General features: G+C 63.8%; 10 protein-coding genes and 1 pseudogene. 6 read left to right on the forward strand and 5 right to left on the reverse strand.

The genetic code is table 11. The features are described from left to right. Positions 1-9: 9 nt before the first annotated feature. From AC3EDY_RS12230 to AC3EDY_RS12245, 4 genes are all read right to left on the reverse strand, one after another. On the reverse strand, positions 10-1,989 hold the full coding sequence (locus tag AC3EDY_RS12230) for a beta-galactosidase (protein ID WP_488572780.1): 1,980 nt from the start codon (positions 1,987-1,989) through the stop codon (positions 10-12). A 76-nt stretch (positions 1,990-2,065) separates the two neighbouring features. Beyond that, positions 2,066-4,351 (reverse strand): TonB-dependent receptor, encoded by a 2,286-nt coding sequence (locus tag AC3EDY_RS12235; RefSeq protein WP_488572781.1) that lies wholly within the window; start codon positions 4,349-4,351, stop codon positions 2,066-2,068. Positions 4,352-4,600: 249 nt separating this feature from the next. Then, entirely contained in the window at positions 4,601-5,833 is a 1,233-nt protein-coding gene (locus AC3EDY_RS12240; protein ID WP_488572782.1) for an MFS transporter, read from the reverse strand. A gap of 225 nt (positions 5,834-6,058) precedes the next feature. Next, positions 6,059-7,363: a sugar MFS transporter gene (locus tag AC3EDY_RS12245; RefSeq protein ID WP_488572783.1), complete on the reverse strand. Its 1,305-nt coding sequence runs from the start codon at positions 7,361-7,363 to the stop codon at positions 6,059-6,061. 187 nt (positions 7,364-7,550) lie between these two features. Here AC3EDY_RS12245 and AC3EDY_RS12250 point away from each other — a divergent pair, with 187 nt between their 5' ends. From AC3EDY_RS12250 to AC3EDY_RS12275, 6 genes are all read left to right on the forward strand, one after another. After that, positions 7,551-9,335 (forward strand): IlvD/Edd family dehydratase, encoded by a 1,785-nt coding sequence (locus tag AC3EDY_RS12250; protein ID WP_488572784.1) that lies wholly within the window; start codon positions 7,551-7,553, stop codon positions 9,333-9,335. A 19-nt stretch (positions 9,336-9,354) separates the two neighbouring features. Further along, complete coding sequence (locus tag AC3EDY_RS12255) at positions 9,355-10,929, forward strand: aldehyde dehydrogenase (NADP(+)) (protein WP_488572785.1); 1,575 nt, start codon at positions 9,355-9,357, stop codon at positions 10,927-10,929. Then, the gene (gene araD1, locus AC3EDY_RS12260) at positions 10,926-11,903 is read left to right on the forward strand and encodes an AraD1 family protein (RefSeq protein WP_488572786.1); all 978 of its coding nucleotides are present in this window, start codon (positions 10,926-10,928) and stop codon (positions 11,901-11,903) included. The genes AC3EDY_RS12255 and araD1 overlap by 4 nt, the downstream gene beginning before the upstream one ends. A gap of 46 nt (positions 11,904-11,949) precedes the next feature. Further along, positions 11,950-12,669, forward strand: coding sequence for a FadR/GntR family transcriptional regulator (locus AC3EDY_RS12265; RefSeq protein ID WP_488572787.1), 720 nt, complete (start codon positions 11,950-11,952; stop codon positions 12,667-12,669). Positions 12,670-12,939: 270 nt separating this feature from the next. Next, on the forward strand, positions 12,940-13,635 hold the full coding sequence (locus AC3EDY_RS12270; RefSeq protein ID WP_488572788.1) for a DUF5343 domain-containing protein: 696 nt from the start codon (positions 12,940-12,942) through the stop codon (positions 13,633-13,635). Continuing rightward, positions 13,632-14,225, forward strand: a complete 594-nt coding sequence (locus AC3EDY_RS12275; RefSeq protein ID WP_488572789.1) for a Swt1 family HEPN domain-containing protein — start codon at positions 13,632-13,634, stop codon at positions 14,223-14,225. Before AC3EDY_RS12270 ends, AC3EDY_RS12275 begins: the two co-directional genes overlap by 4 nt. 149 nt (positions 14,226-14,374) lie before the next feature. Here the strand turns inward: AC3EDY_RS12275 and AC3EDY_RS12280 are convergent. Beyond that, positions 14,375-14,478, reverse strand: a pseudogene (locus AC3EDY_RS12280) (IS630 family transposase); the annotation flags it as partial.

Below are 14,478 nucleotides of genomic sequence, written 5' to 3' on the forward strand. Positions count from 1 at the left end.
GGGCAGCGGCTAGGTTTCGGAGAACACCGCCACGCCGAATTCGGGAAGGTCAAACGATGCGGCCGTGGTACCGGTCAGGCGGTCGTGCATCGGGCGGGGAAGGGCGAGCTGCTGTGTCGTTTGCGACCAGTTGATCGCCACCAGCACGCGCCCTACCGGCCCGACGCGCGACATGACTTCCACCCCGTCGGGAATGTCGGCAAGACGCGGCCGTACCTCCGCCTGGGTGGCCACCCAGCGCATGACTTTGGCAAGCGAGGGCGAATCCAGCCACGCGCCGACATAAGTGACCCGCCCCTCGCCAAATCGCCGCGTGACGACAGCCGGCATGCCGGCAAGCCAGCCGCCGGCCGACCTGGCATAACGCAGCAGAGTCGTGACATCGTCCGCCTCGATCGCCAGCCGCTCGGCCCAGAGCGCGGCTTCTGCGGGGCCGAGATCTCCCTCGAGCGCGACGGGGCCAGGAGGGGGTACGTTCGCCTGATCGACCCGGGCACCGATGAGGCTCTCCAGCGGCGGCGCTTCCCAAAGACGGCTGTGCTCGTCCTTGACCCCTGATCGCGGCCCGATCACCAGATGCCCGCCCTCGCGGACCCACGCCGACAGGCGCTCCGCATCCGCCTCGGCAAGCACGAACAGGCTGGGCGCGATGACCAGGCGGTAGGGCGGCAGGTTTCCGTCTTCGCGCAACACGGCAAGATCGCCTGCCGTTGGCCGGGCGGCGCGGTAGAAATCGATATGGAGGCGCCAGGGATCGAAATCGGCATGCATCGGCTGCCGTTTGAGCATCCAGCGACTGGGATAGCTGTGCAGGACGGCCACGTCGGCAGACGGTGCCGTGCCGGCAAGCCAGGGCCCTGCCGCCATCAACTCCTGGCCGACCTGCGCCGCTTCGGAATAGATGGGAAACGGGCGCCCGCCGGCATCGACCAGCGATCCGTGGAACTGCTCAAGCCCGTTTTCGGACGGCCGCCAGGCCCAGAAGGCATAGCCGTCTGCGCCATGGCCCACGGCCTGCCATGCCATCGCGCGGACCTGCCCTTTCGGCATGGTATAGTTGCGGGCCGACCAGTTGATATGTCCCGGGGCGGTTTCCATCACCCACGGATTGCGCCCCAGGAATCCGCGATAAAGGTCGTGCTGGAGACCCCCTTCTGCGGGATCGAGCCGGGGTGTTTCGACGTACCAGTCCCACGATACGAGATCGAGCCGGGCGGCCGGAACGCTGAAATCAAAATTGTCGTAGGGGCCGGTGAAATTGTGCGTGATGAATTTGCCTTCGCCAAGATGGGGGCGAATGGCATCGATCTGCACCTGCTGATAGTCCCGCCACGTTTCGCTCCAGAAGCGCATCCAGTCGAGGTAGTGGCCCGGATTGTCGGTCGTGTCGGGAATTTCGATCTGCGACCAGTCATCATAGACCTGGCTCCACACCATCGTCGACCAGACCGCGTTCAGCGTTGAAATTTCGTTATATCTTGCCCGCAGCCAATCCTGGAACGTACGCCGCGTTGCCGTGTCCCAGGTCATTCGTCCATATTCGTTGTCGATCTGGAATCCCAGGACAGAGGGCGCGCAGCCGTAACGCGCGGCCATCAGGGCCGCGATTTCGGCGCCCTTGGCGCGATAGCGCAAGCTGCAAACGGAAAATTGGCGCCGCCAGCCATGGCGCGCCGGCCGTCCCTGCGCATCTGCGAGCAGGACATCGGGATAGCGGGTGGTCAACCACGCCGGCGGGGTGGCCGTGGGTGTACCGAGCACGGTATCGAGCCCATAGGCCCGCGCGCGCGCGATTGCCCGATCGAGCCACGCGAAGTCATACTGCCCTTCGGCCGGCTCCAGCCTGCTCCACGCGAACTCCGCCATACGCACGAAGTTGAACCCCGCGGCCTGCATCAGGGAAAGGTCAGCGTCCCAGGTCGTCTCCGCGCGTTGTTCGGGATACCAGGCCGTGCCATAGCGGATCGCTGGATCGAGTGGCTCGGACAAGACCGCGTTCTCTTTCACTATTCAAACAAAAGCGGGGCGCCAGGCATGTGCCGGCGCCCCGTCATTATCGATCGGCTCAGTTCTGGACGCTGAACCGCACGCCGAAGAACCGCGGTTCTTCATAGCTCTTGTTCAGGCCCTGAGAGCCGAACACGCCACGGTTGGCAACAGCGATATTGCCAACGTTCGTGACGAAAGCGTCGATGCCATAACGCTTGTTCGTCGAAAGCCAGCCAAGCCGCAGGTCGACCTTGGTGTAAGCTTTCTGCACGTCGAGCACTGTGTTGTAGTCGGTATTGAAGTACCGGCCCGAGAAGATCGCGTCCACCTGCGGGGTGAATGTCCCGATCGGAGTCGCGATTTCATAGCGCGCGCCGGTCGTGAACTTCAGTCTTGGCGTGTAAGGGATTTCCTTGCCGGCAAGGCTGATGATCGGGTTTCCGCCGGTTGGGGTCGGATAGCCCGACGGGCGAGCGGTGCTGTACTCCTGATAACGCGAGCGCACCACGTTGGCCGTGGCGTTGAGCATCAGCGCCGGGGTCGGCCGGGCAATCGCCTCGACTTCGATGCCGGTTGCATAGGCCTTGCCCGCATTGCGGATCGCCGAGACCGTCGTGGCATTGACCAGGAACTGGTTCTGGATCTGCAAATTGCGGAAGTCGTTGCGATAGGCTGCTATGTTCAGCTGAACTTTGCCGTCGGCGAACCGGTTCTTCGAACCGATTTCGTAGGCCGTCACCGTTTCCGGCTCGAACGACGCGGGGATGAGCGGATTGGTGCCAGCGCCGCTGTTGAACCCGCCCGAACGGAAACCGGTGGAAACGTTGGCGTAAAGCATGTTCTCGCGCGCCAGGAAGTAATCCGCGCCAAGCCGCCAGGTGAACTTGCGGAACGTTCGAGAAGTATTGAGGCCGCCCGTACGCACCGGCACGCCGACCACCAGGTTGTAGTTGTCCGACACAAAGGTCTTGTCGTCGATGGTATAGCGGCCACCGGCGGTCAGACGGATCTTGTCGGTAACCAGAAGCGATCCCTGGGCATAGGCCGCATAGCTCTTGACCTTGGCATTGACCGGGAAGGCACTGCCGTTTACGCCGTCATTGATGTTCAGACGATTGGAGCGGAATTCGTCGAAGACCTTGTCATCGAAGAAGAACAGACCGCCGATCCACTGCAACGGCTTGGTTTCCACGCCCCCGATCTGCAGTTCCTGGCTGAACGACTGTGCGTTGCGCCGCTGCAGGGTTTCGGCAGCGCTGACGCCCACGGGGTCCCCAGCATTGCTCAGGTACTTGAAATCCTGATAGCTGGTGATGGAGCGGATGAAGATGTTATCGTCGCTCCACTTGATCTGGGCCGAGGTGGCGTACTGCTTCAGGTCGGCGCGCGCCGGCAACTGCGTCTGCGTCACGTAGGGATCGGAATTGACCACCGTCCCGACGTCGATGCCGTTGATATCCGGAACGCCATCGAGCGGCACCGTGTTGACGTTGTAGACAGGGGTGCCGGACAGATCGCGGCGACGGTTGACCGGATCATAGAGAATGCCCGCCGGCTTGTAACCAAAGGCCTGGCCGCCGGTGCCGCCTTCCGACCAGTAGTTGCCGCGGATGATGACTTCGAGGCTGTCGGTCGGCGTCCAGCGGGCGGTCACGCGGGCGAAGCCGGTGTCCTTGCTGTAAAGATCGTTGCCGCGCAGCGCGATGTTCCTGACGAAACCGTCGCGCACTTCCTTCAAGCCGGCGATGCGGATGCCGAAGTTTTTGGTAAGCGGCAGGCTGAGATGGCCTTGCGCCTGCACGCGCGAATAGTTGCCGACAGTGGCTTCCGCCGCGTATTCGGGGGTGTCGCCGGGAAGGGCCGACACCACCGAGATTGCACCGCCGAAAGTGTTCCGGCCGAAAAGCGTGCCTTGCGGCCCGCGCGCGATTTCCACGCGCTGCAAGTCCACGAACGGCTGGCCGGCCTGGACCGCGCGGCTCTGGTAGATGTCATCGACATAAAAGCCGATTGTCGGATCGCCATTGCCGCCGACGTTCTCGGTGCGCACGCCGCGGATCGCCGGGCGGGCATCGAAGCCCGATTTGCCGAAGTTGAAACCGGGGGTGAACTGGCCAAGGCGGCTGAGGTCGTTGGTATCGGTGCTGCGCAGCTGATCCTGGCCGAAAGCGGTGATCGCGATCGGCACGTCCTGCAGGCGCTGCTCGCGCCGCTGCGCCGTTACGACGATATCGACCACGCCGCCATCGTTCGCCGCTGCTGCGCCGTCCTGCGCGGCGGTGGCCGTCGCGGTGGCCGTCTGGGCTGCCGCAGGCATGGCAGCCAGTGCCAGGGCCGAAACCCCGATGCACATCGCAGCCATGCAACGACGCTTTGCGCTATCCCTCATTCTTATACTCCCCTGTCGTCTTCGCTATTGCCAGAGTGTGACTGACTTCGAATGCAACGACAACTGTTTTGTGATCGATCCTGCACGATAATACCGCTGTTGCGCAAAAGTCACAGGCGCTTTGCGCCCCGGAATCTGTGTGACGATCACAAAAAAGGAAATGACCTTATGCCCTTCGCCAGCCGGCCCGGAACCCGGCTAAACGGTTTAGGGCGCGGCCCGTCACCTTTTGCGTGAGAGCGTTTCAGGCAGCCGCAGCCAAAAGAATGCCACCAGCAGGCAGGCGGGAATGCCGATCATCATGGTCGGCGCCAGGCCGGCGACTTTGGATATCGAGGCGGTAACGGGCGGCGCCGCAAAACTGATGATCCGCCCATAGTTGAACAGCGAGGCGGCCGTGGCGCGGAGATGAGTCGGGTAAAGCTCTGCAAACCATGGCCCCCAGATCACGCCCGCTGCCATGAAGAAACCGCACAGGAAGATGACGGCTTGCCTGCCGCCGATCCCAAGCGGCATCGTCAGGTAAAAGAGCATTGCCGCCGCCCCGGCAACATAGGCAAAAGCGTTCATCCGGCGCCCGGTCCTGTCGGCGACGATGCCCCAGAACAGGCTGCCGACCAGGCCGCCGGCAAAGTTTGCCGTCACCAGCCGGCCGATCACGTTTCCCGACAGGCCCAGCGTATCTTTGAGGTAAGTCGTATGCCAGCCGATAAACGATTGATAAGCAAAGAACGACATGCCGGTCATGGCGACAATGCAAATCGTCTGCCGGCGCAACCCGGGCACAAGGAGCTGGGCGATCGGCAACTTTGACGGTGCCCCGAGGCTGGCGCCGCCCCACGGAACCGTGCGCCGGTCGTTCGGCACGAACAGGAACGCGAGGGGCGCGATCACGACTGGGACGAGCCCGACCCACAGCAGCAATTTCCAGTCCCGATCGAGCAGGTAGCGCCCTGCCTCTCCCTGCGCCATCACCGCGAAGCTGTAAAACGACAGAAGTATTCCCGCCAGCAGCCCGCGCCGGCGTTGTTCGAACAAGCCCGGATAAAGGCCCACCGCGATCGGGAACATCGCGCCCGTGGCATAGCCAAGCACGAAACGCTGGGCGAGAAGCTGCGGATAGGACTGGACAAGCGCGCCGGCGGCTAGCGACAGCCCCATCACGATCAGCACGAAAAACAGCGCGTTGCGCCGACCAAAGCGATCCGCCAACTGCGCGTTGACGATCGCCCCGATCAGCGCCCCTAGCGACTGGGCCGTATAGACATAGCTGACAGTCTGAATGTCGAGCCCGAGGTCCTGGGCAATGTAAGGCCGCAGCACGTCGACCGTATTGAACGACCAAGCGTAGAAGAAATAGGCGACGAGGATGTATCCGAATGCAGCCAGCCGGCGACCGAGGGGCAGGTCTTCCGCCCTGGCCATCGCGGCTATCGCCTTGGATTGTCTCGTCATGCATGGCCCCCTGTCGCAATACCATCAAAGCGGGCCGCAAGGATTGCCCCTGGCAAGCCCGTTTCGATATCGGCAGCCACAGTCAGCACACCACCGGCATCACGCTTCTTTCATCGCGATACTGACTTCGAATGCACCTGTCGTAAACCTCTTTCGTCAATGCGTGGCCGCGTGCGCGGCTGATTCTGCCAGGCGGGCCGGGGCAGCGGTGCGTCCTGCCGCCTCTTAACCGCGTTCCTCCACGAGGCGCGCGGCTGTCGGGCGGCTACCGGAAAGTGCATACCAGAGCACATAAAGCTCGCAGGCGACGGTCAGCCAGAAACTGTTCTGCAGGCCTGCGGTGTCGGCCAGCCAGCCCTGGACCACCACCAGCGCGCCGCCGGCGATCGCGGTGATCAGCAGGCCCGAGGCCTCTTCCGTCAAGGGGCCAAGTCCCTTGATGCCAAGCGCGAAGATCGTCGGGAACATGATCGAGTGGCACAGCCCCACCAGGATCAGTGCCCACATTGCCGGTGGGCCTTGCAGCGAAGCCGCGGCGACCATGACGAGGAACGCCGCGCCCGCAAAGGCGGCCAGCACCTTGTTGGCCGGGATGCGCCGCATCAGGAAGCTGCCGGCAAAGCGGCCGACCATCATCCCGCCCCACAACAGTATCAGATAGTTGGCGGCGCTCGCGTGAGTCATGTTGCCGATATCGGGCCGGGAGACGAAGTTGATGAACAGGTTGGCAACGCCGATCTCGGCGATCAGGTAGATGAAGATCGCGGGCACGCCGAACACCAGGTTGCGGTGGCGCCACAGCGACAGGTTCCTGCGTTCCTCGGCATTGGCGCGCCGCGCGTCCTGCGCCAGCTCGGGCAGCCTGGCGCGCGAAATGACCAGCGCCAGCCCTATCAGGACAACCGCCACCAGCACATAGGGCAATTGCGTGGCCCGGGCATCGGCCATCCTTTGGGCAAGGCTGATCGTGGTGCCCTCCATGGTCGTGCCGGCCACAGTGCGGCTGAGGATCAGGTAACCGCCGAAATAGGGGGCAAAGAAAGTCCCCATCGAGTTGAAAGCCTGCACCAGCGTCAGGCGGCTTTCGGATGTCTCCGCGGGTCCGATCACCGCGACATAGGGATTGGCGGCGACTTGCAGCAGGGCAATGCCGCTGGCGATGACGAACAACGAAGCCAGCGTGATCTCGAACGAGGGCAGCCGCGCCGCCGGCACCATGCCGAGCGCGCCGATCGCCATTGTCAGCAGGCCGATGATGATCGACCGTTTGTAGCCCACGCGCTCGATCAGGAATGCCGAGGGCATGGACGCGACGGCATAGGCGATGAACCATACCGATTCGACCAGCGTTGTCTGGGTATAGTTGAGTTCGAACACGCTGCGCAGATGTGGCAGCAGCGTGTTGTTGATGACGGTGATGAACCCCCACATGAAGAACAGGCTGGCCAGCAATGCCAGCGAACCCCTGTGACTGCCTTCAAGCGTAGCGGCGCGAACGCCCGGGGTGCCTGATCCGACCGGTCCGGCCATTGCCTTTCTCCGCTCTTTTCCTGTTATGGGATTGCTCTTCTATTTTGTCTGAGTATATCGAGACAGGTAGAGCGTCAACTGCGGAAAGGGCGGAATGGGATGCAGCGCGTGGCCGCGCGCATCGCGTACCCGATGCCGCAGGTGATGGCCTTGCCCCGGCCGGAACGAAACGATCAGGATGATGATGATGATGAAAAAACTGCGCTCTGCCGCCTGGTTCGACAATCCTGACAATATTGACATGACCGCGCTCTATCTGGAGCGCTACCTGAACTTCGGGCTGAGTCTTGAAGAGCTGCGCTCGGGCCGGCCGATCATCGGCATTGCCCAGACCGGCAGCGACCTGAGCCCTTGCAACCGGCATCACCTGGTTCTGGCCGAGCGCGTGCGCGAGGGCATTCGCGAGGCTGGGGGTATCTGCATCGAGTTTCCGGTCCATCCGATCCAGGAAACCGGCAAGCGGCCCACCGCGGCGCTCGACCGCAACCTGGCCTATCTGGGCCTTGTCGAAGTGCTCTACGGCTATCCGCTGGACGGCGTCGTGCTGACGATCGGTTGCGACAAGACCACGCCGGCATGCCTGATGGCCGCGGCGACCGTCAACATCCCCGCCATTGCACTGTCGGTCGGCCCCATGCTCAACGGCTGGCACGAGGGTGAGCGGACAGGTTCGGGCACGATCGTGTGGAAAGCGCGCGAAATGCTTTCCACGGGCGAGATCGATGACGACGCGTTCATTCGCCTGGTCGCATCGGCGGCGCCATCGACCGGCTATTGCAATACGATGGGCACCGCCACGACGATGAACAGCCTGACCGAGGCATTGGGCATGAGCTTGCCCGGCAGCGCGGCCATCCCTGCTCCCTATCGCGACCGGCAGGAGTGCGCCTACCGCACGGGCAAACGTATCGTCGATATGGTGCGCGAAGATATGAAGCCGTCCGACATCATGACACGGGAGGCGTTCCTCAATGCCATCGTCGTCAGCAGCGCGATCGGCGGATCGACCAACGCGCCGATCCACCTTGCCGCGATCGCGCGGCACATGGGGGTCGAACTCGATATCCGCGACTGGCAGGAGCATGGTCACAAGGTTCCGCTCCTGGTCAACCTGCAACCGGCGGGTGAATACCTGGGCGAAGACTTTTACCGCGCCGGCGGGGTGCCGGCGGTCGTCAACCAGTTGATCGGGCAAGGGCTGGTTCACGAGGCGGCGCTGACTGCAAACGGCCGCAGCCTGGGCGACAATTGCCGCAATGCGCCGATCATGGACGAGCGCGTGATCCGCCCGTTCGGCCAGCCATTGGTGGCAGACGCCGGCTTCATCGTCCTGTCCGGAAACCTGTTCGACAGCGCGATCATGAAGACCAGCGTGATCGGCGAGGAGTTCCGCGCGCGCTACCTGTCGGATCCCGACGATCCCGACGCGTTCGAAGGGCCGGTGGTCGTGTTCGACGGACCCGAAGACTATCATGCGCGGATCGACGATCCGGTTCTGGAGATCGACGCCCACACTCTGCTGGTGATGCGCGGCGCCGGGCCGATCGGCTATCCCGGGTCGGCGGAAGTGGTGAACATGCGGGCACCGGCCTATCTGCTGCGCGAGGGCGTGCGCAACCTGCCCTGCATTGGCGACGGCCGTCAATCGGGCACCAGCGCCAGCCCTTCGATCCTCAACGCCAGCCCCGAAGCGGCGGCCGGCGGCGGGCTGGCACTGCTCAGGACCGGCGATCGCGTGCGCATCGACTTGCGGCGCGGCACGGCCGACGTGCTGCTGGACCCGGCGGAACTTGCCCAACGGCGGGCAGCGCTCGCCGCCGCGGGTGGCTATGCTTATCCGGCATCGCAAACGCCATGGCAGGCGATCCAGCGCGAACGGGTTGGCCAGATGAGCGACGGCGCCATTCTCGAAGGCGCGGAAAGCTTCCAGCGCATTGCCCAGACGCGCGGCCTCCCGCGCGATAACCACTGATGTGATCAAGGATCTCGATATGAACACCAATGGCGGCATCCTGATCGGCGGCAAGGAACGCCAGTCCTCCAGTCGGTTCCGCGCGGTTGATCCGAGTACCGGCGAGACATTGCCAGGCGATTTTTCGGAAGCCGGGGCAGACGAGGTTTCGGCGGCCTGCGCGCTGGCCGGCACGGCGGCGACAGCCTTTGCCGCATTGCTGCCCGGCGTTCGCGCGGCATTTCTCGAAGCCGCCGCGACGGCGATCCTGGCGATCGGCGACGATCTGGTGGTGACGGCAATGCGCGAAAGCGGTTTGCCACGCGCCCGGCTGGAAGGCGAACGCATGCGAACCGTAAACCAGCTCCGCCTGTTTGCCGCCGAAGTGCGTGAAGGTGGCTGGCTCGACGTGACGATCGATCCGGCGCTGCTGGAGCGGGCACCGCCGCGCGGCGACATTCGCCGGATGAACGTGGCGCTGGGACCGGTGGCGGTGTTCGGCGCATCGAATTTCCCGCTGGCGTTCTCGGTGGCAGGGGGTGACACCGCCTCGGCCCTGGCAGCGGGGTGCCCGGTGGTGGTCAAGGGGCACCCGGCGCACCCGGCCACCGGCGAACTGGTGGCGCGCGCGCTGGCAAGCGCTGTGCACGCATGCGGTTTGCCGGCCGGCGTGTTCGCCTATCTGCCGGGCAGCACCAATGCCCTGGGCGCGGCACTGGTTGCAGATCCGCGGGTCAAGGCGGTGGGCTTTACCGGTTCGCGCGGCGGCGGGCTGGCGCTGTGCCGGATCGCGGCCGACCGGCCCGAGCCGATCCCGGTCTATGCCGAAATGTCGAGCGTCAATCCGGTGGTGCTGCTGCCCCATGCGCTGGAAGCGCGGGCCGAAGCCCTGGGCACGGCATTCATCGGTTCCCTGACGTTGGGGGCAGGGCAATTCTGCACCAATCCGGGTCTGGTGATTGCACACGCCGGTCCGGCGCTCGATCGCTTCGTGGCCGCCGCCGCCGCCGCCCTTGCGAAAGTGGCGCCACCGGTGATGCTGACGCCCGGCATCCACGGTGCCTTCTGCGCGGGCGTATCGGCGCTCGATGCCCACGATGCGGCCCTGCGTGTCGGCAGCGGACAGGCGAGCGCCGAACCCAATCGCTGCACCGGCGCCCTGTTCCAGGTCGCGGCCGGACGATTCCTGGCCGCGCCCGAGCTTGCCCATGAAGTCTTCGGCGCTTCGGCGGTAATCGTCGCCTGCGCCGATGCCGACGAGATGGCGACCGTGATCGCGGCGCTGGAGGGCCAGCTTACCGCGACGCTTCAATACGACGAGGGCGACACCGCCGCCGCCGCGCGGCTGCTGCCGCTGCTGGGCGAAAAGGCCGGCCGCGTGCTGGCCAATGGCTGGCCGACAGGGGTGGAAGTGACCTGGGCGATGGTCCATGGCGGGCCTTATCCGGCAACGTCGGACGGGCGCACGACATCGGTCGGCACCTTGGCCATGTCGCGGTTCCTGCGGCCCGTGTGCTATCAGGACATTCCCGCCACGCTCTTGCCGGCGGCCCTGCGCGACGACAATCCGTGGCGCGTGCCGCGCAGAGTAGACGGCCGGAGGGAACTGCCATGATCCGCTCGCTCATCCAGTTCGCGGCCGGCGGCGAGCGCGGCGTTGCCGCTATCGACGCGCAGGGCGAGGTGCGCCAGCTGCGCGAGACGCCTTCGGTGCTGGCGCTGGCGGAAAACGCCGTCCTGGCCGATGCGGGCCTTGCCGAACTGGCCGCAGCGCGGCTCGGCGCGGTGCTGAACCTTGCCGACGTGCGCCTGCTCGCTCCGATCGATCATCCCGATCCGGCACATCTGGTGGCCAGCGGCACCGGGCTTACCCATCTCGGCTCGGCCGAGGGGCGGGACAGCATGCACAAAGCCGCCGCCGCCGGCAGCGCCACGGACTCGATGCGCATGTTCCTGATGGGCCTGGAAAACGGCAAGCCCGCCGCAGGCGCGATCGGCGTGCAGCCGGAATGGTTCTATAAGGGCGACGGTTCGATACTGGCCGCCACCGGCGAGCCGTTGGTGAAGCCCGCTTTTGCCGGCGACGGCGGCGACGAGCCGGAAATCGCCGGCATCTATCTGGTCGACGGGCAGGGGCAACCGTGCCGGCTGGGATTTGCGCTGGCCAACGAATTTTCCGACCATGTCACCGAGCGGGTCAATTACCTGTGGCTGGCCCATTCCAAACTGCGCCAGGCCGCGCTGGGGCCAGAGCTTCTGCTCGGCGCCTTGCCCGAAAGCATCACCGGAACCTGCCGGATCGAGCGCGACGGCCGGACGCTATGGGAAAAGCCGTTCCTTTCCGGCGAAAGCAACATGACCCACTCCATCGCCAATCTCGAACATCACCATTTCAAATATGTCCAGTTCCGCCGGCCGGGCGACGTTCACGTCCATTTCTTCGGAACGGCCACGCTTTCGTTCAGCGACGGCATCGCGCCCGGCGATGGCGACGTGTTCGAAATCAGCGCGGATTGCTTCCGTTTGCCGTTGCGCAATCCGCTGCGGTTCGGCACGGACGCAGGGCCGGCCGTGATCCGCGCCCTGTGAGCAGGTCGCCGCACTCCCGGGCGGCGTGACCGAACGGGGGGCAGCCATGACCGACGACAGCGAGAGCGCCCCGGGCCTGCGCATTCACCAGGCCATCGCCCGCCGCCTGGGTATCGCCATCCTGACGGGCCAGGTCACACCGGGCACGCGCATCGGCACCGAGATCGAGGAATCGATCCTGCTGGGCGTGTCGCGCAGCGCCTATCGCGAAGCGCTGCGGATTCTCATCGCCAAGGGCCTGCTCGAAAGCCGGCCCAAGATCGGCACTCATGTCACGCCCGAAGACCGGTGGAACCTGTTCGATCCCGACGTGCTCGAATGGATGTTCGCCGGCAAGCCCAACCGGGCCTTCGTGCAAGACCTGTTCGCGTTGCGCGGCATTATCGAACCGGCGGCCGCGGGCCTTGCCGCGCGGTTCCGTACATCGGCCCAGATCGAGACGATGCGCGAGGCGCTCGCCGCAATGGGCCGGCACGGCCTGCGCACGGCCGAAGGCCGCAGCGCGGACCGGGATTTCCATCGCACCCTGCTCGCCGCCTCCGGCAACCGCGCCCTGCGCTCGCTCTCGAGCTCGATCCTCGCCGCCGTGCAATGGACCACCCATTTCAAGCAACGCCAGACCCCCCACCCGCGCGACGCGCTGGGCGACCACCTGGCAGTCCTCGACGCCATCGCTGCCGGCGACGAGGCCGGCGCATCGGCCGCCATGCGGGAACTGCTGGCGCTCGCGTTTGCGGATATGGGGCCTTTTCAGGACGAGGGGTGACGGGTGTTTGGCTAAGATGGGCGCTTCCAGCGGTTTGAGTGGGTGGCCGAACTGCAGGTTCCGCGTTCAAGAGGGTGCTAGATGTCCCGGCTTCTTTGCCCTGCCGGTTGGACGGGCACCACCGGGAGTACTGTGACGAGATTGATCATGTAAAGGCCCCTTATGACTGCCTTTCCCTACTCACCGCATGGCGACCGCATGAACGTCTTGGGCTGTGACTTGCGATTCCAATTGATGTGAGACAAGATTGCCCATCGAGGGGGAATTGACTTGGCATCTGAACAAGACGCAGCGGCTGCAACCGCTAATCCGGAAAAGACCGTTCGCCGTAAGATTCCGGGAGGGCTTCCATATACATCAAGCCCTGGGGTTCTGAAGCGCGTGCTTGAGAAGATTCCGACCTCGGAAAAGCCAGGCACCTTCAACGCCGACTTTCTAGGCACTGTAATGGGTACTACAGGTGGAGCTGCCCGTCCGATCGTTCCTATTTTGAAGGCAACCGGCCTCCTCAACCAGACGGGCGCGCCCACAGAGATCTACGCGCAATTCCAAACCGATGCGGGCCGCCCTACGGCTGCCGTCCAAGCCCTGCAGAATGGGTTCGGCGAGATATTTCGGCGCAACCAATATGCGCATAAGGCAGAGGAAGCGGCGCTCGTCGATATAATAGTCGCGATCACCGGTCTGCCTAAGAAGGAAGGGATTGTTCGTTACATCCTGAACACGTTTCAAGCCTTTCAAGATTACGCAAGGCAGGCGCGCGAGGATGCCAAGGGCGATGAGCAAAACGATACAGGCCAGTTAAACCATGCATTCTTGTCTCCGCCCGAGGAACAGAATGGCGGTCGCAGTGGCACCGGTCGACTCCAGCTTGCCTATAATATCAATGTGGTTCTGCCCGAGACGACGAACGTCGAAGTATACAATGCCATCTTCAAGAGCTTGAAGGCGAACCTGCTGGCATGAGTGACCACACCGTCGAACTGTTCGTCCTGAAATGCGCGGTAATCGAAACCGGGCTTAGGGCAACGCTGGCCGAATATGATACAGGTCAATCGAGCGGTCTGAGCCGAGCAGACAATGAGCAGCTAGAGCCTTTCATCAAGCAGTTCGATTTATCGAATCGGAAGAACGCGGCGCATATGTCCCGCTACTACGAAATATTCTATCTGCTCGAGAACGACATACGTCGCCTAATTGTCGAGACGATGGAAGCTGCGCACGGTGCGAAGTGGTGGGACACTTGCGTGCCGGTTGGCGTCCTCGAAGAGGTGCGGAAGAACCGCGAGAGGGAGGCTCAAGCCGGCGTCTCTGTCCGGTCTGATGACGACATCGATTATACGACGTTTGGCCAGCTTGGGGACATCATTCGCGCCAACTGGTCCGACTTTGCAGGGATGCTCAGCAATCAGTCCGCTGTGTCGCGGGTGATGGCAGCGCTCAACATGCTACGGGGAACGATTGCCCACTGCGGCGTCCTTGCGGAAGATGAGGTTGACCGCCTGAAGCTCGCCATCCGAGATTGGTTCAGGGTGTTGGAAGGCCCGAAGAGCTGAGAATCGGCGGCGGTAAAATCGAGCGAATTCGCGCGCGCTTTGAAAGCGAGGGGATGGGCCGCTGATGCTTCAGATTTGACCACTACCCCGACCGTAGGCCCAGCACCCTTATGCCTTGCGTTGCTAATAGCGACTAGAGCAGATTCCGATCACTCTGGCTCATAACCTGCTGCGATAAAGTAATTTGTGCATTCGTGGGGTGTGAAGCGTGGCAGCGCATCGCGAATGGCATCCCAGAGTTCGGGGACAGTCC

Source organism: Novosphingobium sp. DS6-6, assembly GCF_057784975.1.